Here is a 20,486-nt window from a genome sequence, read left to right as displayed (position 1 = left end):
TCATGATCTGCAAGAAGGATGATGAGCGGGCCATCACTGAGAGGGCCCAGGGATATGTCAGCAAGGGCGAACTGGCGAAGGCCCTGTTGGAGTTCAAGAAGCTGGCAGAGGCCAACCCAGAAGACTTGCAGGTGCAACTACAGATAGGGGATCTGTTAAGGAAGTTGGGGAGAGAGCCCGAGGCCCTCACCAGATATAAGTATGTCCTGTCAGAATATGTCAAAAAGGGCTATCTCCTCCAGTCCATAGCTCTCGCCAAGCTTATCCTCAAGCTGGACCCAGAAGATGGGGAGACCCTTCAGGTATTGAAAGACCTCTCATCCCGAAAAGAGGCCCTGTTTTCACAAAAAGATGTGAAAAAGACGGGCATCCCTCTTCTGTTTGCTGATCTTTCAGAGGAAGAATTTCACCAGGTATTGACACGGCTCAGATCGTATCAACTCGGCAAGGGCAGCTTGGTATGTAAAGAAGGGGAGAAGGAAGAATCCATTTACATCATCACTCAAGGGAAGGTGGGGATATACAAATACAATATAAAGGAAAAGAAGGAGGTCCTCCTCACCGTCCTCAAGGATGGGGATTTCTTCGGTGAGTTCAGTTTCTTCTCACATCAACGCCGAAGCGCCTCAGCCTGGGCGCTGACCGATGTCGCCCTCTTGGAGATAACGCAGGGGGATTTTGATGAGGTCCAGAAGATCTATCCCAATATCTCAGAGGTCCTGCTGACACTTTATAAGAAGAGGATAGTGGATACCATCCTTGCGCTTTCTCCCCCCTTTAATGCCCTGCGTCATCGGGACAGGAAGCGCCTCGTGGAAAGATTTTCCCATCAAGTAATGAACCCGAATACCTTGGTGATCCGAGAGGGGACCCCCCCCAGCTTTCTCTACATCATCAAGGTGGGGAGGGTAGAGGTCTTCACCGAGGAAGAGGGGAAGAAGGTCACCTTGGGCCATCTCACGGCAGGGGATATCTTCGGTGAGATATCGCTTATTTTGGAAAGGGATCATACCGCCTCGGTGAGGACAGTGACCCGCACAGAGCTCTTGGCGGCCTCAAAGGAGGACGTAGATGAGATAGTAGGTTACTATCCTAAAATAAGGGAGACCCTTAAGAGGTATAGCCGGGAGAGGTTGGAGGAGGCAAGGGATGTAATCCTCATTTCGGGGGATGTGGGTGAGAAATGGATCTAAAAAACCGGAGGGAATCTCCTTTAATTCAGGTTAAGGGACTACGTAAGGTATTTAAAAGGGGAGGGACGGATATAAACGCCCTCAAAGGGGTAGACCTCACCATGCAAAGGGGGGAGATGTTGGTGATCGTGGGTGCCTCTGGGGCGGGAAAGACGACCCTGCTCCATATCATGGGGACTCTGGACAGGCCTTCCCAGGGGGAGGTCCTCTACCAGGGGGAGGATATCTTCGCCCGATCTGAAGGAACCTTGGCCGAATTTAGGAACAGGGAGATAGGTTTTGTCTTCCAATTTCATCACCTTCTGCCCGAATTTAATGCCCTGGAGAATACCATGATGCCCGCCTTGATGCAGGGGATGGACAGGAAGGAGGCCAGGGAGAGGGCAGAGGAGATCTTGGTGGAAGTAGGTTTGAAGGACCGGATCTGGCATAAACCGGGGGAGCTTTCCGGGGGTGAGCAACAGAGAGTGGCAGTGGCAAGGGCCTTGATTTTACGTCCCACCCTTTTTTTGGCCGACGAGCCCACCGGGAATCTGGACAGCAAGACTGGAGAGAAGGTAATTCAACTTATCTTCTCTCTGAACCAGGCGAGGGGGGTTACCTTGGTCATCGTCACCCATAACGAGGCCTTGGCCCGGCGCTTCCCCCGACAGATCTACCTAGTGGACGGAAGGACGGTTTGAAAATGTAGTTTACAAAAGGGCAAATATTTGTTAATTAGAGGGATGCATTTTTACCTAGAAGGAGGGATGGCAAGGTGAGAAAAAAGGGATTTTTATCCCTTCCTTTTTTATTTCTCTTCTTGGTCTTGGGTGCCTCGGGGCTCGCCCAACAGAGGTTGATAAGGAATATCGTAATCTTCGGCAATGAAAGGATCAGCGAGGAGATAATTCTTCATGAGATAAAGAGCAAAGTGGGAGGGCCCTTTTTCAAAGAAAGGATACGTGAAGACATCAAGGCCATTTACCGTCTGGGATACTTTCGTGACGTACAGGTAGATGTATCTGAGACAACAGAGGGGGTGATCCTCACCTTTGCGGTGATCGAGAAACCCTCTGTGGAGGATGTCGTCATCTCTGGCAACCTCAAAGTGGATAGGGAGGATATTGAGGAGGTCATCGAGGTCAAGAGGGATTCTGTCTTGGACATGGGCAAGGTACGCTCCAGTGTAAAGGAGATCAAGAAGCTATATACCTCCAAGGGTTACTATGGTAGCGAGGTAGAGTATAGGGTAGAGCTCATAAAGGGGAACAAGGCGGTGGTCTACTTCGACATCGCCGAAGGGGTGAAGGGCTATATCAAAAAGATAGAATTTGTGGGGAATAAGGCCTTCGGGGCGAGAAAGCTCAAAAGGGTTATGCAGACTAAGGAGAAGGGGTGGTTCTGGTGGCTCACCAAAGCGGGCACATTGGAGATGGATGTTTTAGAGGTGGATATCAACAGGATAAAGAGCTTTTATCATGATCATGGCTATGTGACGGTGAAGGTGAGTGAGCCTGAGATCACCCTGAGCAAGGATAGAAAGTCCATTATCATCACCATCAGGATCGAGGAGGGGGACCAATATATGCTGGGGAGCCTCGATATCAAGGGAGACATCCTGACCACCAAGGAGGAACTCTTAAAGGGGCTCAAGAGTCGAGTGGGAAAGGTATATCGCTCCTCCTTGCTGCATAAAGACCTCCTTTGGCTGACTGACCGATATGCCGATGAGGGATATGCCTATGTAGACGTATCTCCCCTGACCGGCCTTGACCGAGAGAAAAGACTGGTAGACCTCGTTTTCAAGATAGAGAAGGGGATTAAGGTCTACATCAATCGCATAGAGATAAAGGGGAACACCAAGACCAGAGATAAGGTGATCAGGAGGGAGCTGAAGGTGGCCGAGGGGGATCTCTATGGCTCCACCCTGTTGCGGAAGAGCCGCCGGCGGGTCAAGAGGACAGGATACTTTAAAGAGGTGGATTTTGCCACCAGCCCCACTGAGAAGAGGGAGCTCATTGATCTGGACATCAGGGTGGAGGAGGCCGAGACAGGGGCGCTGCAGTTCGGTGCAGGGTACAGCTCTCTTTATGGGGTGGTGGGGACCGTCTCCGTTTCACATAAAAATTTGTTTGGTCTTGGATACAAAGCCTACGCCAAGGTGGAGATAGGCGAGGAGGCGGAGGATTTTTCGGTGGGGTTCACTGATCCACGGGTTCTGGACACCCAGATATCCGCTGGGTTTGACGTCTATCATGAGACCTATGAGTATAATACCTACGATGCCCGGGTGGCAGGAGGGGACCTCAAGATCGGCAGAGAGATCACGGAGGACATCAGGGCGGACCTCGTCTATCTGTATGAAAAAGTGAAGATCTACAATATAGATGAGAATGCCTCAAATTACATCAAGAAACAGGAGGGGACGTCCACCACCGGCAAGGTCACCCTTACTCTCACCAGAGACACCGTTAACGACATCTTCAACCCGAGCAGAGGATCGAAGATCTGGGTCTCTGGCTCTATTGCCGGTTTAGGGGGGGACAACTATTTCTATAAGTTCAGGAGTGGGGCCAGTTGGTTTCACCCCATCATCGGTGACCTGATCTTAAACCTAAGGGGAAATATCGGGATCGTCAGGGGTTATAGTGGTGAGGAGGTCCCCTTGACAGAGAAATTATATGTAGGAGGGATCAGGACGTTGAGGGGATTTGAGTATGGTATGGCTGGCCCTGTGGATGAGACAAACGAGCCGATCGGGGCCCTCAATATGTTGGCCTTCACTACAGAGCTCACCTACCCCTTGAGCAAGGCCATCGGGCTGAAGGTGGCGGTGTTTTACGATGTGGGAAAAGGATTTGATCACTGGGATGAGATCACCCCGGTGCGGCATGCCGCAGGGGTGGGGATCCGCTGGTATTCACCCATGGGACCAATCCGCATCGATTGGGGTTTTAACCTCGACCGCAAGCCTGAACGGGGTGAGGACGCCAGCGTGTGGGAGTTCTCCGCAGGGATGATGTATTAAAATTAGAGAAAGGAGCTTGTCGATGAAAAAGGGTCTATTGTTTTTTATCTTTATTGGTCTGCTAATACCATTAAATTTTGCCTATGCCGGAGAGGCAAAGATCGGCTACATCGATGTCCAGCGAGTCTTGAACAAGTCCCGCCGCGGAATTGAGGCAAGGAAGATCTTCCAGATCAGGGGAAACGAATTGAACAAGGTTATTCAAAAAAGTCAAGAGGAATTAAAGGCTTTGAAGGAGTCGTTGGAGAAGCAGGCCGCTATGCTCAGCGAGGAGGCCAGGAGAGAGAAGGAGAGGGAGTACCAGCGGAAGTTAAAGGAGCTGGAGAGGTTGGTAAAGGACTCCCGGGATGAGCTCAAGCAGATGGAGATGGAGATCACTACCAAGCTCCTGAAGAGCATGGAGAAGGTGGTTACCAAGTTGGGCAAGGAGGGGAATTATACCCTGATCTTGGAGAAGAAGGAGAGCTTCATCCTCTATGCCCCTAAAGAGATCGAGCTCACCGACAAGGTGATCAAGGCCTTTGATGCCGCCAAGGAGTAATGTCGTATGGAGCGAAACCTCAAAAGCCTGGCCCACGAGGTCGGGGGGAGGGTAAAAGGTGACGGTTTGGTATCGATCACCGGGGTGGCCGGGATAGAGGAGGCGACCGAAGGTGATATCACCTTTGTCAGCGATGAGAAATTTCTCCCCACGTTGAAGGAGACCAAGGCCTCAGCTGCCATTGTCTCCCAGGAGATAGCAGATGTCTCCCTCCCCCTTTTAATAGTCCCCAATCCCCTCTTGGCTATGGCCAAGATCCTCACCATCTTCACCCAGAGGCCTTATTCCCCAGGGGGAGTTTCAAAGCAGGCCTGGATCAGTCCCTCGGCAAAGTTGGGGGAGGAGGTCACCATCTACCCCTTTGTCTATGTCGGGGACGATGCGCAGGTTGCCTCAAGGGCTACAATCTATCCGGGTGTCTATATCGGCACTCAGGCCAAGATTGGTGAGAGTAACGTTCTCTACCCCAATGTGACCATCTACCCCCGCTGCGTCTTAGGAAAGAGGGTCATCGTCCATGCGGGCACAGTTATTGGGGCCGATGGCTTTGGGTTTGTTAAGGATGGGGAGGCGAACTTTAGGATCCCGCAGGTAGGGATTGTGGAGATCGAGGACGATGTGGAGATCGGGGCCAACTGTTGCATCGATAGGGCCACCTTTGGAAAGACCCTGATAAAAAGGGGGGTGAAGGTCGATAACCTAGTCCAGATCGCCCACAATGTACGGGTAGGGGAGAATAGCATCATTGTGGCCCAGGTTGGGATTTCAGGGAGCACGAAGCTGGGGAAGAACGTCACCCTGGCGGGGCAGGTAGGCCTGGTGGACCATGTTGAGATAGGGGATAATGTTATCGTGGGGGCCCAGTCCGGGGTCACCAAGGATGTCCCCCCCAATCAGGTCGTTTTGGGGAGTCCCCATTTGCCCCATAGGCAATTTCTGAGGGTGGCCTCTGTATGGTCCAGGCTTCCGGAGATGAAGAGGGAGTTGGACCTCTTGTTCAAGCGGGTGGAGAAGCTGGAGAAGGGGAAAAGGTAAAGAAGATCTTATAAGGAGGGTTTGATGATCGATATTAAGGAGATAGTGGGCATCTTACCTCATAGATATCCCTTTTTATTTGTCGATCGGATAATAGAACTGGAGGAAGGCAAGAGGATAGTGGGGATAAAGAACGTCACCATAAATGAACCCTTCTTTCAGGGGCACTTCCCCGGAGAGCCGGTGATGCCTGGGGTCCTTGTCGTAGAGGCCATGGGGCAGACCGCTGGGGTGTTGGCGTATAGGGCCATGGGGAAGGAGATACAGGGGAAGGCCGTCTATTTCATGTCCATCAACCGGGTGAAGTTCAGAAGGCCGGTTGTTCCAGGAGATCAGCTTCGTCTGGAACTAGACGTGGTGAAACACCGGAGGGGTATCTGGGCCTTTAAGGGGAAGGCCTTTGTGGAGGATCAGGTAGTGGCGGAGGCGGAGTTCATGGCCACCATTATGGACAAGGAGGTTGATACGGGATGATACACGAGACAGCGGTGGTACACCCTACAGCAGAGGTAGTAGATGGGGTGGAGGTAGGACCTTACTCCATCATCGGAGAGAAGGTGAAGATAGGGGAGGGTACGCGGATAGGACCCCATGTAGTCGTTGATAAGTGGACGGTGATAGGGGAGGGTTGTCAAATCTACCAATATGCCTCCTTGGGCACCCCTCCTCAGCACCTGAAGTATAACGGAGAAGAGACCTACGTAATTATAGGGAATAACAACATTATCAGGGAGTTTGTGACCATAAACCGAGGCACACCCTTTGGCAATGGAAAGACCGTCCTGGGAGATGGGAACTTCATTATGGCCTATGCCCATATTGCCCATGATAGTATAATTGGAAACCACGTAATCATGGCCAGCTATGCTGGTTTGGCCGGACATGTAGAGATAGAAGATTACGCCGTCATTGGGGGGATGGTGGCCATCCATCAGTTCGTCAGGATAGGGACCTATGCCTTTATAGGTGGAGGGACATCCATTGGCATGGATATCCCCCCTTACGTAACCGCCTCGGGGATTAGGGCCAAGCTCTATGGGATCAATGTTCTCAATCTGCGGAGAAGTAACTTCTCGGAGGAGGCTATCAAAGGATTGAGAAAGGCCTATAGGATCATCTTCCGGTCCCACCTCCCCTTAGAAGAGGCCTTACAGAAGGTGGAGAAAGACCCTGTCTTCTCCCTTTCGGAGGTGAGGCATCTGGTGGACTTCGTGAAAGGTACCAAGAGGGGGGTAACCAGATAGAAGACATGGAGAGGGTCAAGGTTGGAGTGGTAGGTGTGGGTTATCTGGGGAGGATTCATGCGGAGAAGTACGCCTGCATCCCGGAGGCGGAGCTCGTCGGGGTAGTGGACATCGACAAGGGGCGTTGCCAGGAGGTTGCCGCGCACATCAACTGCCAGCCCTTCTACCATCCCCTTGACCTCTTGGGCCAGGTAGAGGCGGTGAGTATCGCCGTGCCCACCCTCTGTCATTATCAGGCAACCAAGGACTTCTTCTTGGCGGGGATTGATGTTTTGCTTGAGAAACCCATCGCCTCTACGGTCCAAGAGGCAAGGGAGCTCAATGCCCTGGCCCAGCAGAAGGGGGCGATATTTCAAATTGGGCACCTGGAGAGGTTTAACGGGGCCCTTGCGGCCATAAACGGCGTCTTGAAGAGCCCCTTGTTGATAGAATCGTACAGGCTTTCCCCCTTTTCGGGCAGAGGGACAGATGTGGATGTCATCTTGGATCTGATGATCCATGACATCGATATAATCCTCAGCATCGTCGGCTCTGAAATTGAGGAGGTTGAGGCCGTGGGAATGCCTTTTTTCTCCTCCAAGATTGATGTGGCCCATGCTCGGATAGCGTTTAAGGATGGATGTACAGCCCACATCTCGGCCAGCAGGATTGCCCAGGAGAGGTTGCGTAAGATGGTAATCCTTCAAAGGGACGCTCACCTGGCGGTGGATTACCTGAAGCAGAGCCTGCTGGTGACCCGAAGGGGAGAAGGGGGGACGGGGGGGATAACAGTAGCAGAGGAGGTGAGGGAGAACGACCCCTTGGAGATGGAGTTAAGGGCATTTTTGCAGAGTGTGCGGGAGAGGAACACCCCTGTGGTCTCTGGTGAGGATGGTCAGAGGGCTTTAGAGGTCGCCCTACAGATCGTCGATGTCATCAATAAGTCCATGAAAAGATGGAGGTGATGGGCTCCAAGATGAAGGTGATGATCGTGGCCGGAGAATCATCAGGTGATCTGTATGGGGCAAGATTGGTGGAGGCGGTCTTATCTTTATCACCACAGGTGGAATTTTATGGCATCGGGGGGAAGGAGATGGAGCGCAGGGGGGTAAATCTGCTCTTTTCCTCTTCAGAGTTATCTGTGGTGGGGATCACCGAGGTTGTGGAAAAGATGGGCCATATATGGAGGGCCTGGAGGGAGATGAAGCGTTTTATCATGCACCATAAACCACATCTGGCCATCCTGATTGATTACCCTGATTTTAATCTGAGGTTGGCCAAGGTCCTCAAGGACAATGCTGTGCCCGTCCTTTACTATATCAGCCCCCAGGTCTGGGCTTGGCGCCCCAGACGTATCAAGAAGATCGCCAGGAGGGTGGACAAGATGGCGGTCATCTTACCCTTCGAGGTACCCTTTTATCGGAAGGAGGGAGTGGATGTGGAGTTTGTGGGGCACCCACTCCTGGATGTCCTCGATGGAAGTCTTACCCGGGAGGAGGCCCGCAGGGGATTGGGGGTACCTGCCGAGGCCCTGCTCATCGGCCTGTTGCCTGGGAGCCGGCAGCGGGAGGTGAAGGTCCTTTTGTCCCCGATGTTGGGGGCTGCAAAGATCCTCCACAGGGGTTTCTCCCCATGCCGCTTCATTATACCCCTTGCCTCTACCCTCGAGAGGGACTTGGTCCAGGGTTATGCAGAGGGGAGCCAGCTCCCCCTTGAGGTTGTGGAGGGGAGGACCTTTGAGGTAATGAAGGCCGCAGATCTTTTGCTGATTGCCTCTGGTACCGCCACCCTGGAGGGGGCCCTCGCCGGAATTCCCATGGTTATCATCTATCGATTGAGCCCTATATCTTATCTGGTCGGCAGGATATTGGTAAAGGTGAAATGCATCGGTCTGGCCAATATAGTGGTTGGAAGGAAGGTAGTACCGGAGCTGATTCAAGGGGAGGTGACCCCCCAGAGGATTGCCCAGGAGGCGGAAAAGATCCTGCGGGAGCCCGCGAGGAGGCAGCAGATCCAGGGGGAGTTTGAGTTCGTCAAAGAGAGGCTAGGGGGGAAAGGGGCCTCTCAAAGGGTGGCCCAGATCGCCCTGCAGATGATGGGGAGGGCATGAAAGGAAAGAACATCTATCTGAGGGTATTAAAGTTTGTCTCTCCTTATTGGCCTCGGCTCCTGGTGGCCATGATATGTATGGGAGGGGTGTCCGCCATCACTGCCGCCTTTGCGCTGCTCACCAAAAACGTGTTGGATGATGTCTTCATCAACAAAGACACCTTCATGTTGAAGATCCTCCCCCTGGGGCTCATCGGTTTGGGGATGCTCAAGGGGGCCTTCAATTTCTGTCAGGGGTACTTCATGAATTATGTGGGGCAGAGGGTGGTGGCGGATATACGGGAGCGGCTCTATAGCCACCTGCAGACCCTATCCCTCTCCTTCTTTGACAGGACCCCTACGGGTGTGTTGATGGCGCGCATTACCAACGATGTGGCTTCTGTTCAGGGTGCCGTCTCCAATGCGGTGACAGGGATGATCAAAGATTTCTTTACCGCCGCTGGCTTGATAGGGGTTATCTTCTACCGGGATTGGCAGATGGCCATTCTGGCCATTCTGGTCTTTCCCTTGGCAACCTATCCCTTTATCAGGTTCGGGAGGAAGTTGCGCAAGGTCAGCAAAAGGACCCTGGAGACCATGGCCCACATCAGCACCTTCCTCCAGGAGACCATCTTAGGCCACAGGATTGTCAAGGCCTTCAACATGGAGGACTATGAGAGCAGGCGTTTCGCAGAGGCCAACGAGCGATACTTGCGATATATCATGAAGAGGGTAAAGGTGCGGGCACTCTCCACCCCAGTGATGGAGTGCCTGGCCTATCTGGGGATCGGGTCCTTTATTTGGTTCGGCGGATATAGCGTCATTAATGGGAGGATGACGGTGGGGGATTTCTTCTCCTTTATGACCGCCCTGGCCCTGCTCTACGATCCCTTGAAGGGTCTGAGCAAGGTCAATCTCCTCATCCAGGAGGGGATAGCGGCCGCCCAGCGGGTCTTTGCGGTCTTGGACCTAAAGCCAGAGGTGACCGACGCCCCGGATGCCCTGCCACTGGCGAGCTTCTCCCGGAAGATCGAATACAGGGACGTCTCGTTCCGCTATGATGATGAGATGGTCCTTAAGCGGATAAGCTTCAAGGTGAAGGCAGGGGAAAAGGTGGCCTTGGTGGGCTCCAGCGGGGCAGGGAAGACCACCTTGGTAAACCTCCTGCCCAGGTTCTACGACGCGACCGAGGGACAGATCCTGATCGATGGGGTGGACATTCATAAAGTGACCTTGAAGTCCCTGCGGGATCAGATTGGCGTGGTAGCCCAGCAGACCCTTTTATTCAATGACACCGTGCGGAGCAACATCGCCTACGGCAGACCAGACATCCCTGAGGAGGAGGTAATCATGGCGGCCAAAATGGCCGATGCACACGATTTCATTATCAGACTTCCCCAAGGATATGATACCATTATCGGCGAACAGGGAGTTAGGCTCTCCGGGGGGCAGAGGCAGAGGATCTCCATTGCCAGGGCATTGTTGAAGAACGCCCCGATTCTGATCCTCGACGAGGCTACCTCTTCCCTGGATACGGAGTCGGAGCGTGAGGTGCAGGGGGCCTTGGACAGACTTATGGAGAAGAGGACCGTCTTGGTCATTGCCCACCGTCTCTCAACGGTGAGAAATGTTGACAGGACCCTGGTCCTGTCTGAGGGGAAGATCGTGGAAGAGGGGCCCCATAAGGAGCTCATGGCCGTCGGTGGGGAGTACAAAAAGCTCTATGAACTCCAATTCCAGGATGAGGACCGGCCATTAAGGGAGGTGGTCTAGAGGGGGCATGCGAGGGCTTTGGCATCGATTGGTGTTACGACTGGGGCCGTGCGTGGCCTTTTCTCTTATCAAGTTCCTCCAGGGGACCATGAGGATTGAGGAACTTAACGGAGAGCTTGTAAGGGACCTCTGGACAAAGGGGGAAAATATCATCATCGCCTTTTGGCACGGAAGGCTCTTGATGATGCCCCTGGTCTATCGAGGGGAGGGGGTGAAGGTCATGGTCAGCCGCCACCGGGATGGGGAGCTCATCAACAGGACGATCCAGCTCTTCGGTTTCGAGACAGTGAGGGGCTCCACCACCAGAGGGGGGCTCTCGGGGATAAGGGGGCTTGTTCGGGCCTTAAAGGAGGGTTATGATGTGGCCATTGCCCCCGATGGCCCCAGGGGGCCGCGCTACCAGGTACAGGCGGGGGTGATCCAGTTGGCGAAGATCAGCGGTTGTCCCATCCTCCCCTTGGCATTCAGCGCCTCTTCCAGGAAGATTTTGCGCACCTGGGACCGTTTTCTCATCCCCTACCCCTTTTCCCGCGGGGTCTTTGTCTGGGGTGAGCCCATCTGGGTCAATCCTGAAGCAGGTGAGGAGGAGATGGAGCAAAAGTCCCTTCTCCTGGAGGGGAGGCTGGAGGAGATCACCGAGTTGGCCGATTGCTATTTTGAGAGGGTGGATAGCTCCCCCAGAAAAAGGCAAAATTGACCAGATTGGGCTATCTCTTTTATAACTTTGTCCTCATCATCCTTTGTCTTTGTGCTTTTCCTTTTTCCCTGCTCAAGATCCTTCTCTCAAAAGGAGATCTCCACGGAGAACGTTGGGGATTCTATCCCCAGGAGCTCCTGAAGAAGGTTGAGAAAAGGCCTTATATCTGGTTTCACGCCGCTTCGGTGGGAGAAGTAAGGGTTACCCTCTCTGTCTTGGGGGAGATGAGAAAGATCTATCCCCACCATGGTTTTCTGGTCTCCACGACCACTGCTCAAGGTAGAGAGATCGCTTCCCAGGGCCCTGGGGTCGATGCGGCCATTTTGGCCCCCTTAGATCTGCCCTGGATAGTGAGAAGGACGGTGCAGCTCATCAGGCCCCATGCCTTCCTGGTGACGGAAACGGAATTATGGCCTAACCTCCTGAGAGAGGTAAAAAAGGCGAGGATACCCACAATACTCTTTAATGGGAGGATCTCTCGGCGTTCCTACAGGTTTTATCGCCCCCTGCGGTTCCTTTTCCAGGGGGTCTTGAGGAACTTTGACGTCCTTTGCCTCCGCTCCAGCGATGATAGGGAGCGGATGATGGGGCTGGGGGCAGACCCTCAGGCCATTCATGTTACCGGGGATCTCAAATTCCACCAGTTTTTCACTGTAGCTGGGGCCGAAGGGGAGGGGTTGAGGCAGGAGTTGAGGCTTGCCGAAGGGCCACCGATCTTTATCGCCGGCAGCACTCACGAGGGGGAGGAGGAGATGGTCTTGGGGGTTTTCAAGGAGTTAAAGGTAGATTTCCCCCGGCTTGTCTTGATCCTGGCCCCCAGACATCTGCAGAGGATCCCGCGGGTGGGAGGGCTTTTGGATTCACAGGGGCTTAGGTGGCTGAAGAGGACGATGATAGATGATAAGCGCCAACCAGAAGAAGTCATTTTGCTGGACACTATAGGGGAGCTGGCCGCCATCTATGGTCTGGGGACGGTCATATTTGTGGGGGGGAGTTTCTGTAAGGTAGGGGGGCACAACATCTTGGAGGTCTTTGTCCACGGCAAAGGGGTGGTCTTTGGCCCCCACATGGAGAACTTCAGCGAGATCGCCAAACTCGTGTTGGAGAAGGGAGCGGGGATACAGGTCAGGACCCCTGAGGAACTCAAGGAGGTCTTGAAGAGGCTCCTCGATAATCCCCACCTCAGGCAGGAGATGGGCGAGAGAGGTCTTTCCCTCCTCCAGGGACATCAAGGGGCCTTGGAGAGGACGATGGAGATAGTAGGGGGCCTTGTAAAGGGATGATGAAGGATCCAGGCAAAAAGAGATGGGGGGATTATCTCTTTAAGGAGCGGGGCAGATGGGGGATTGTTGAGCTTCTCCTGTTCCCTTTCCTTATTATCTCTTGGATATACGGGCTGGTTGTCTGGATCAGGACAAAATTTTATCAGAAAGGACTGCAACTCCCCTGTAAGGTAATCAGTGTGGGGAACATAACCCTGGGGGGGACAGGAAAGACCCCTATGGTAGCCTATCTGGCCGGAGAGTTGCGAAAGAGAGGGGTAAAGGCTGGGATATTGAGCAGGGGATATAAGGGGCTCAAGGAGAGGAAGGGAGGAGTACTATCAGATGGGGAAAAGATATATCTGACCCCTGCTGAGGCAGGAGACGAGCCCTTTATGTTGGCCAAGATGTTGTCAGGGGTCCCCCTGTTGGTGGGTAAGAATAGATATGCGATGGGGCTGTACGCCCACGAAAAATTTGGGATTGATGTCTTGATACTCGATGATGGGTTTCAACATCTAGGGATCAAGCGGGATCTGGACATCGTCCTCATCGATGCACGCAGCGGTTTTGGCAATGGGTGTCTTTTCCCCAGAGGCCCCCTTCGGGAACCGTTACGGGGCCTTCGCCGCGCCTCCCTCTTTGTCCTCAGTAAGGCGGAACCCTCCCAACCTCTGGGGGAGATTGAGGGTATACTCCGTGACCTTGCCCCCGCGGTTCCCCTCTATCACAGTAGATACAAACCAATATATCTCTTGGAGGCGGCCTCAGGCAAGATATTCCCTCCCCAGTTTGTTCATGGGAAAAGAATTCTTGCCTTTGCGGGGATCGCTGATCCAGAGTACTTCATTTATTTATTGCAGGGGTTAGGGGCAGCGGTTGTGAAAGAGGTCCGTTTCCCCGATCATCACAATTATGCGCCCAAGGACTTGAGGATGATGCGTGAATATATAGATAAAGTGGAGGTATTCGTTACCACAGAGAAAGACTTTGTTAAGTTACAAAAGATCCCCTTAGATGATCTCCCCCTCCTTATCCTGGGTATTGCGCAGGAGATCTTGGAAGCAGAAGCATTTTATCAGACGGTACTCTCTGCCCTTTTTCTTAATTCTATTATTGATATTTGAGACAATATAGTTGACGAGTTTAGCCCAATATCGTACACTTCAGGGTGGGTGATTATAGGGATGAGGGAACCTTACATCTTGATCGTAGATGAGAGGGGAAAACTGCTACATGCCGACGATGAAGTGTGGGAAGTTCTTGGGTCACCCGGTTCGAGAGGCTATGACCCTAAAGTCGATCTCTGTGCGCAGGGGTTGAGGGTGTTGTTAGAGGAATCAACTGGGGCCATCGAACTAGGAAAAAAAACCTACCGCTTTGCGAAAACAGCGTGGAAGAATAAAGAAGGAGGAGATGCTTACCTCATCAAGATCTATCCCCCAGAAGACGAACTCATCAAATTTTTTTCCGCTCTTATCCATGAGTTCAAAAACCCACTAGGAGCCATAAGGGCCTTGGCCCAATCATTGGAGGAAAGATTTAAGTTTTCCTTCGAGCAGAAGGATACAATCAGGGCCTATACCGGGAGGATCATTAGAGAGATCGACCGTCTCAATTCTCTCCTCGCTTCGGTCAAATATGTCTCTCGTCCCCTGATAAAAGATATGCAAGAGTTTGATCTGGCAGAGGTGGTAAAGGAGGCAGCAGAACTCTATCAGGAGGAGTTACGGCAAAGAGGGATAAGGATTGAAGTTAGCTTGGGGACAGAGATGGTGCCTTTTTGGGGGACACCTGACGACTTCCATCAAATCCTTTCAAACCTCATCAAGAACGCCGAGGAGGCCCTGGAGGGGAAAAGGGATGGGAGGATAACGATCGCCCTTCGCTGTGCCGATGACAAGGTAGAGGTTGAGGTGATGGATAATGGGATTGGTATAGATGATGAGGTATTGGAAAGTATAGGGAGGAGACCGTTTGCCACCACTAAATCCTGCGGCATGGGGATGGGACTTTATGTGGTAGAGACCTTATTGGAAAAATACGAGGGGGATTTATCCTTGTCTAAGGGACCTCGCGGTTGTGGCACCAAGGCCAAAGTGACCATTTTGCTCAAGAGGGAACCAAATTCTCCCCTGATAAAGATGGGGAGGCCTGTAGATGCATAAGAGGCGGCCGACAATACTAATTGTAGATGACGAGGAGGCGATGGTCTTCAGCATCCAGGATTACCTGAGTTCATACGCCGATTGTCTGAGCGCCACCAGCTATGAAGAGGCCATCTCCATGCTGGAGAAGGAAAAGGGCATCTCTTTGATCATCTCCGACATCAGGATGCCGGGCAGGGATGGGTTTGACCTTTTGATGTGGCTTCGAGAGAACCGTCCTAAGGTGAAAGTGGTCATGACCACGGCCTATGGATCTCCCTCGGTGAGGGCATTAGCCAAGCAAAAAGGGGCCGTGATGTATTTGGAAAAGCCGTTGGACCTTAAACAATTGATGGATATGGTAAGAGAGATTTTGGAACGCAAGGGGTTTTCCGTGGCCATCAAGGATATGGAGTTTACCGATTTGGTTCAATTTCTCTCCTTTGCTGGCAAGGCGGTAAGGGTTCAGGTGACCAACACCCTAGGGGAAGAGGGTGATATCGGCCTGGAAGGGGATGATGTCTTGTGGGTGCGAACGGGCTCTAAGGAAGGAGAGGAGGCCTTTTTTGAGATCGTGAGCTGGGAAGGAGGTGGATTTGAAGTAAAGCCTTTAGGAGAAGAAGAAATAGACGGAAGGGAATTAGACCTCTCCCTCTCTTATCTTCTTTTGGAAGGGGCGAGGAGAAAGGACGAAGATAGCCTTTCGGAGGTAGATGTAAAAGAGGAGCGGGAAGAGCCCGAAGACTATAAAGGAGGGCAGGTAAGGGCCAACTCCGTAAACGCAGTGTTGGAGGAATTTAAATGTGAGGTTCCAAACTTTATCGCGGCAGAGGTGGTCGGCATCGATGATGGGATACCCATTGTTGCCATATCCAGCGATCCAACGTTTGATCCAAACATAGCTGCTGCCTATTATGCCGAGGTGGTAAAGGCCAATGAGAAGGCCCTTAAAGCCCTCGAGAGGGGGCATAAGATTGAAGAGGTATTGTTGACCACTGATGAATTTTACCTCCTTTTACGGATCTTGCCAGATAATCGTTTCTATTTGGGTTTGGCCATTGCCAAAGAGGGCAATTTGGGCATGGCAAGGATGATCATGAAGAAATACGAAGACAGATTCATTGAGTCCTTGCCGGCGGATTAGGATGTTTTTCTTTCTCATTGCCCTCTTGGCAGGATTTGATAGATATCGCCTGGATTGGGGAGGTACCCTAGAGATGGATGATTACCGGGTCATTGGGGAGATGGTCGCCGAGAAGGCCATATCCTCCTGCCAAGGACGACGTTTCGCTATCTTAGAGGGTGGGTATTATCTCCCTGACCTGGGAAAGAACGCCCTTTCCCTTGTGGATGGGCTGCCCTCATCTTGATACCCCTCTTTGCCTATATCATAATTATTGTTAGAGGGGAGAGAGATGGAGCTGAGGAGTTGAAGGGGCCTCTTTTAGGATATATGAGGGAAAAGGGGGTCATCTTTCAACAGGAGGGGGATGGAAGGATGAAGGGGGTCTCTTACAGCAGGCTCTCTTTGAACCCGGCCCATCCCAGCGCGGTGGTTTGTGGTCAGTTCGATGATCCCTGTTGGGAGGTGGTCACCATCGCCCACGAGGTGGGACACATCCTGAACTTCAGGGAGATGGGGCGTGATGAGGCAAGGGAATTTTTTTGCACCGTGGTCGTCGCCACTTTCTTAGGCTTAGAACAGCTTTCTTGGGGTGGACAGAGGCTCATGTTGTACGCCGAGGCCCTGGCCTCCCTGAAGGGCTTGGAGATCTTAAAGGTGATAGGGATTCCCGATGAGGGCCTAGCAGACATGAGGGGGATGATGGTCAAATTGTTTAAGACATATTGGTGTAAATGCAAAAGAGATGTGGTCGATGATGTCTTGAAACACTCCCAGGTGAGGGAACTGGTGGGATGAGGTCCGGAAGGAGGGGTTTTGCGGGAGAAAATATTAAATGTGATGCAGGAAGGCCTTAAGGTACAAGAGAGGTTTTTCCGGGAAAATCTAGATACCATAGCGGAGACAGCCCATTTCATAACAAGGACCCTCCGCCAGGGGAACAAGATCCTTATCTTTGGTAATGGTGGCAGCGCAGCAGATGCCCAACATATCGCTGCAGAATTCGTCAATCGTTATCTCTTAGACAGGACCCCCCTGCCAGCCATCGCCCTGACCACAGATACCTCTATTTTGACCAGCATCAGCAATGATGTTGATTTCTCCCTTGTATTCGCCCGTCAGATAGAGGCACTCGGGCGAAAGGACGATATCGCCTGGGGGATCAGCACCAGTGGAAGGTCACCCAATGTGATTGAGGGGTTGCGCAAGGCCAAGGAGATGGAGATGGCGACCATCGCCTTTACTGGGCAGGATGGGGGTAAGGCATTGAGGATAGCGGACTATGGATTAAACGTCAACTCCACCAGTACACCCCGAATTCAGGAGACCCATATAGCCGTTGGCCACATACTATGTGAACTAGTGGAAGGGGAGCTCTTCGCCCCAGGAGGAGGTGGTGAAAAGGGGATCTGACTGGCGGCCGTTGGATTTTAAGGGGATAAAGACCTATCCCCTGGGAGAGAGAAAGAGCAAGGTAGGGGTAGGCCACTTTGCCTCACCGCTGCGTCCTGGCTCCCCCTTTCGGGTTTTTCTTCATTCCCTTCCCCAGCTCTTAGCGGCCAAAGATTTCAGGGAGGTGGTCTCCCGCATCATTTCGGCTGCCCAGGGAGATAAGATGGTCCTTCTAGGTATGGGGGCCCATCCCATCAAGGTAGGGTTGAACCCCATCATTATAGATCTGATGAAAAGGGGAGTTATTAGGGGACTGGCCATGAACGGTGCCGGCATCATCCACGATGTGGAGATCGCCATGGTGGGAGAGACCTCCGAGGCGGTGGAGGAAGGATTGGGCACAGGGCTCTTCGGATCGGCAAAGGAGACGGCTGAATTTATCAACACCGCCCTGAAAGATGGTCACCAACAGGGCTGGGGCGGGGGCAAGGCCATCGGGAGGGCCCTCCAAAAAGAGGGCCTCCCCTATCGGGAGTTAAGCATTTGTGCTGCAGCCTTCACGTTAGGTATCCCCCTGACCGTCCATATTGCCATCGGCACCGATGTGGTGCATATTCACCCTTCTACGGATGGTTCGATTCTCGGGGAGGTAACCTATCGCGATTTTCGGCTTTTTGCCTCGTTGGTGGCCTCTCTGGAGGGAGGGGTATATATCAACTTGGGATCAGCAGTGATCCTGCCCGAGGTGTTCCTGAAGGCCTTGAGCGCAGCGAGGAACCTGGGGCACAAAGTGGAGGATTTCGTTAGCCTCAACATGGACTTTATCCAGCACTACCGCCCCCTGCAGAATGTAGTTCGTAGACCCACTTCCAAGGGGGGAAAGGGATTTGCCCTGACCGGACACCACGAGATCATGGTTCCGCTATTAGCTGCCGCCATAGTAGAGGGTTTAGAAGGTGAGGGCTAAATCGGGTTGTCGTTTTTACCTTGACAGGGGGGAGAAGGATATATATATTATTATTTGAATATATTAATTCAACGTGAAAATACTTCACGGTGAATTTTGAGGTCGAAAGTCATCTAGGATTTTTAGGTTTTTCCAATCTTAAGTTCAGTGGGCTTCGCTGCTGGAGATTCCTAATTGGTATTTTCCTTTTTGGGGGTCTGGGGGCCAGAGGCCTCCAGAGGGACGTGCCAAAGGTATGTCGGTATTTCCACCAACGGGGTGAGGGGAACCCTCATGAGGATTTAGGGAGGGGATATGGAACTAAAAGATTTTGCCAAAGAGGCCGATTTGTTAAAGACCTTGGGACATCCTATACGCCTGAACATCCTGAGCGTTCTGTTGGAAGAGGATGCCTGCGTGAAGAACATCTGGGGGGGTCTCGACATCCCCCAGGCTACGGTCTCTCAGCACTTGGCGATCCTCAAGAACAAAAGGATCGTGATGGCTCACAGGGAAGGGGTAATGGTCCGTTATTCGGTAACAGATCCCAGGATGAGGAAGATCATTGAGGCGTTAAAGGAGGAGGATGAAGATGCCTCTCTATGAGTATCGATGCCAGGCCTGCGGCCATACCTTTGAGACCCTCAGAGGGCTCCAAGAGAGAGATAAAGAAGTGGTTTGTCCCCAATGCGGTGAAAGGAAGGCAGAGAGGCTCTTGTCTGCCTTTAGCTCGGTGAAAGGAAGTTCGTCTAGTTCAAGTCTTAGCTCATGTGGTACGGGAAAGTTTACCTGAGCCTAAGCTCAGGCGATGGTCTATCGCCAGCCATAACCAATAAAGGAGAACCAAAAGATGGTTGAAGGGGTAATCGTCTTATCCGATGATAGTTTCGATGCGGAGATCGGAAGCTCAGAGCTCCCCTTTTTGGTCGATTTTTGGGCACCCTGGTGCGCCCCCTGTCACATTGTCTCCCCTGCGGTAGAAGAGCTGGCCCGAGAGTACCAAGGAAGGATAAAGGCCGGGAAGATGAACGTAGACGAAAACCCCCTTACTCCGGGGAGGTTTGGTATTCGGAGCATCCCCACCTTGCTCCTGTTCAGGGATGGGCAGGTAGTCGATAAGATCATCGGGGCCGTCCCTAAAGAGACCCTTGAGGACCTCATCAAGAGGGCCCTTTGATGGTGGAACAGATCCCTCTATTCATCTCCTTTTTGGCTGGGATACTGAGTTTTTTCTCCCAGTTTCTTTAACCTCAGCCTTGCTAAAGTTGCCCAAGGGGCTGGGGGCGACAGTTTCAGGGACTCTTGGTAGGCGTGGGAGGCCTTTTTCCCCTCACCCAGTTTCTCCCAACACATCCCCATTTGTAGCAGAACGTATGGCTTAAGCCATTCCTCTCCCGAGGACAGGACCTGCTGGAAGCAATCTATGGCCCGCCGATGTTCCCCTTTGGCCACATAGGAGTTCCCCAGGGCGTTGAGGGCAATGGTCCGCAAGAAAGTCCCCGATGATCTTTTTAAAAAGAGTTCGAAGTCTGCGATGGCTTGATCATAGTCTTTTTGGAGCATGTAGCACCTTCCTCGGTACAGGAGGGCTACCTCTCCTGCCTTGATCCGTGGATGGTCCTTTATCACCTCCGTGAAGACCTGAAGGGCTTCCCCAACTTTTTCCTCTTGATGATAAAGGCTTATCCCCCTGCCTAAGAGGGTGAAGGCCATCTCCTCGCTGGCCGTCAGGTGCTGTCGCCAAAAGAAAAGGGCCAGGATTATCACCACTACTAGAAGGATACCCAGCCCTATGTATCTTAAGTGGGCTAGGACATAGTTCACGACCCTGGAGCCCCAGGTGATAAATTCGTCTGGTTCCTTCAGTTTCTTCTTCGTAATCCTCCTTTTGGCAACCACTATCTTTTCCTCTCTTTTGACCACTTTTTATATCCATTAAATCTCCCCTTGTCAACTCATTTCCCCATCTTGACATCTTTACCCATTTCCCTTAGCCTTGGGAAGGCTCGCTGCAGGTAGATGATGGGAGGAGAAAGGATAAAAGAGATCTTGCATA

23 protein-coding genes are annotated in these 20,486 nt (G+C 52.3%); 22 read left to right on the top strand and 1 reads right to left on the bottom strand.

The window, feature by feature from the left end; genetic code table 11:
• Nucleotides 1-2: 2 nt before the first annotated feature.
• The 22 genes from JRI46_04750 to trxA all read left to right on the top strand — a co-directional run bounded on the left by JRI46_04750 (nucleotide 3) and on the right by trxA (nucleotide 19,607).
• The gene (locus tag JRI46_04750) at nucleotides 3-1,193 is read left to right on the top strand and encodes a cyclic nucleotide-binding domain-containing protein (GenBank protein ID MBW2038895.1); all 1,191 of its coding nucleotides are present in this window, start codon (nucleotides 3-5) and stop codon (nucleotides 1,191-1,193) included.
• Nucleotides 1,184-1,876 (top strand): ABC transporter ATP-binding protein, encoded by a 693-nt coding sequence (locus JRI46_04745; protein MBW2038894.1) that lies wholly within the window; start codon nucleotides 1,184-1,186, stop codon nucleotides 1,874-1,876. Before JRI46_04750 ends, JRI46_04745 begins: the two co-directional genes overlap by 10 nt.
• 74 nt (nucleotides 1,877-1,950) lie before the next feature.
• The gene (gene bamA / locus JRI46_04740) at nucleotides 1,951-4,203 is read left to right on the top strand and encodes an outer membrane protein assembly factor BamA (protein ID MBW2038893.1); all 2,253 of its coding nucleotides are present in this window, start codon (nucleotides 1,951-1,953) and stop codon (nucleotides 4,201-4,203) included.
• 22 nt (nucleotides 4,204-4,225) lie between these two features.
• Nucleotides 4,226-4,744 carry an OmpH family outer membrane protein gene (locus JRI46_04735; GenBank protein ID MBW2038892.1) on the top strand — a complete coding sequence of 173 codons (519 nt, stop codon included), beginning with the start codon at nucleotides 4,226-4,228 and terminating at the stop codon, nucleotides 4,742-4,744.
• Nucleotides 4,745-4,750: 6 nt separating this feature from the next.
• Entirely contained in the window at nucleotides 4,751-5,779 is a 1,029-nt protein-coding gene (gene lpxD, locus JRI46_04730) for a UDP-3-O-(3-hydroxymyristoyl)glucosamine N-acyltransferase (GenBank protein ID MBW2038891.1), read from the top strand.
• A gap of 24 nt (nucleotides 5,780-5,803) precedes the next feature.
• Nucleotides 5,804-6,253, top strand: coding sequence for a 3-hydroxyacyl-ACP dehydratase FabZ (gene fabZ / locus JRI46_04725; GenBank protein MBW2038890.1), 450 nt, complete (start codon nucleotides 5,804-5,806; stop codon nucleotides 6,251-6,253).
• Nucleotides 6,250-7,023 carry an acyl-ACP--UDP-N-acetylglucosamine O-acyltransferase gene (gene lpxA, locus JRI46_04720; GenBank protein ID MBW2038889.1) on the top strand — a complete coding sequence of 258 codons (774 nt, stop codon included), beginning with the start codon at nucleotides 6,250-6,252 and terminating at the stop codon, nucleotides 7,021-7,023. The genes fabZ and lpxA overlap by 4 nt, the downstream gene beginning before the upstream one ends.
• 5 nt (nucleotides 7,024-7,028) lie before the next feature.
• The gene (locus JRI46_04715; protein MBW2038888.1) at nucleotides 7,029-7,967 is read left to right on the top strand and encodes a Gfo/Idh/MocA family oxidoreductase; all 939 of its coding nucleotides are present in this window, start codon (nucleotides 7,029-7,031) and stop codon (nucleotides 7,965-7,967) included.
• Nucleotides 7,967-9,112, top strand: a complete 1,146-nt coding sequence (gene lpxB / locus JRI46_04710) for a lipid-A-disaccharide synthase (GenBank protein ID MBW2038887.1) — start codon at nucleotides 7,967-7,969, stop codon at nucleotides 9,110-9,112. Before JRI46_04715 ends, lpxB begins: the two co-directional genes overlap by 1 nt.
• A complete protein-coding gene (gene msbA, locus JRI46_04705; protein MBW2038886.1) occupies nucleotides 9,109-10,863 on the top strand; it encodes a lipid A export permease/ATP-binding protein MsbA in 1,755 nt (584 codons plus the stop codon). The genes lpxB and msbA overlap by 4 nt, the downstream gene beginning before the upstream one ends.
• Nucleotides 10,864-10,870: 7 nt before the next feature.
• Nucleotides 10,871-11,560 carry a lysophospholipid acyltransferase family protein gene (locus JRI46_04700; protein MBW2038885.1) on the top strand — a complete coding sequence of 230 codons (690 nt, stop codon included), beginning with the start codon at nucleotides 10,871-10,873 and terminating at the stop codon, nucleotides 11,558-11,560.
• Nucleotides 11,557-12,843, top strand: coding sequence for a 3-deoxy-D-manno-octulosonic acid transferase (locus JRI46_04695; protein MBW2038884.1), 1,287 nt, complete (start codon nucleotides 11,557-11,559; stop codon nucleotides 12,841-12,843). Before JRI46_04700 ends, JRI46_04695 begins: the two co-directional genes overlap by 4 nt.
• A complete protein-coding gene (lpxK, locus tag JRI46_04690; GenBank protein MBW2038883.1) occupies nucleotides 12,840-13,949 on the top strand; it encodes a tetraacyldisaccharide 4'-kinase in 1,110 nt (369 codons plus the stop codon). The genes JRI46_04695 and lpxK overlap by 4 nt, the downstream gene beginning before the upstream one ends.
• 60 nt (nucleotides 13,950-14,009) lie before the next feature.
• Nucleotides 14,010-14,990 (top strand): HAMP domain-containing histidine kinase, encoded by a 981-nt coding sequence (locus JRI46_04685; GenBank protein ID MBW2038882.1) that lies wholly within the window; start codon nucleotides 14,010-14,012, stop codon nucleotides 14,988-14,990.
• Entirely contained in the window at nucleotides 14,983-16,113 is a 1,131-nt protein-coding gene (locus tag JRI46_04680) for a response regulator (GenBank protein ID MBW2038881.1), read from the top strand. The genes JRI46_04685 and JRI46_04680 overlap by 8 nt, the downstream gene beginning before the upstream one ends.
• A gap of 1 nt (nucleotide 16,114) precedes the next feature.
• A complete protein-coding gene (locus tag JRI46_04675; GenBank protein ID MBW2038880.1) occupies nucleotides 16,115-16,339 on the top strand; it encodes a hypothetical protein in 225 nt (74 codons plus the stop codon).
• A complete protein-coding gene (locus tag JRI46_04670) occupies nucleotides 16,336-16,890 on the top strand; it encodes a hypothetical protein (GenBank protein ID MBW2038879.1) in 555 nt (184 codons plus the stop codon). The genes JRI46_04675 and JRI46_04670 overlap by 4 nt, the downstream gene beginning before the upstream one ends.
• A 42-nt stretch (nucleotides 16,891-16,932) precedes the next feature.
• Nucleotides 16,933-17,505 (top strand): D-sedoheptulose 7-phosphate isomerase, encoded by a 573-nt coding sequence (locus JRI46_04665; GenBank protein MBW2038878.1) that lies wholly within the window; start codon nucleotides 16,933-16,935, stop codon nucleotides 17,503-17,505.
• The gene (locus tag JRI46_04660; GenBank protein MBW2038877.1) at nucleotides 17,486-18,451 is read left to right on the top strand and encodes a hypothetical protein; all 966 of its coding nucleotides are present in this window, start codon (nucleotides 17,486-17,488) and stop codon (nucleotides 18,449-18,451) included. The genes JRI46_04665 and JRI46_04660 overlap by 20 nt, the downstream gene beginning before the upstream one ends.
• 294 nt (nucleotides 18,452-18,745) lie before the next feature.
• Nucleotides 18,746-19,036, top strand: coding sequence for a winged helix-turn-helix transcriptional regulator (locus JRI46_04655; protein MBW2038876.1), 291 nt, complete (start codon nucleotides 18,746-18,748; stop codon nucleotides 19,034-19,036).
• The gene (locus JRI46_04650) at nucleotides 19,023-19,223 is read left to right on the top strand and encodes a zinc ribbon domain-containing protein (GenBank protein ID MBW2038875.1); all 201 of its coding nucleotides are present in this window, start codon (nucleotides 19,023-19,025) and stop codon (nucleotides 19,221-19,223) included. Before JRI46_04655 ends, JRI46_04650 begins: the two co-directional genes overlap by 14 nt.
• Nucleotides 19,224-19,280: 57 nt before the next feature.
• Nucleotides 19,281-19,607 carry a thioredoxin gene (gene trxA, locus JRI46_04645; GenBank protein ID MBW2038874.1) on the top strand — a complete coding sequence of 109 codons (327 nt, stop codon included), beginning with the start codon at nucleotides 19,281-19,283 and terminating at the stop codon, nucleotides 19,605-19,607.
• Nucleotides 19,608-19,624: 17 nt separating this feature from the next.
• Here the strand turns inward: trxA and JRI46_04640 are convergent, their stop codons facing one another.
• Entirely contained in the window at nucleotides 19,625-20,353 is a 729-nt protein-coding gene (locus JRI46_04640) for a tetratricopeptide repeat protein (GenBank protein ID MBW2038873.1), read from the bottom strand.
• Nucleotides 20,354-20,486: the final 133 nt, after the last annotated feature.

Source organism: Deltaproteobacteria bacterium (assembly GCA_019308925.1).
Classification (GTDB): domain Bacteria; phylum Desulfobacterota; class B13-G15; order B13-G15; family RBG-16-54-18; genus JAFDHG01.
This window is presented reverse-complemented; position numbering and strand designations above follow the sequence as displayed.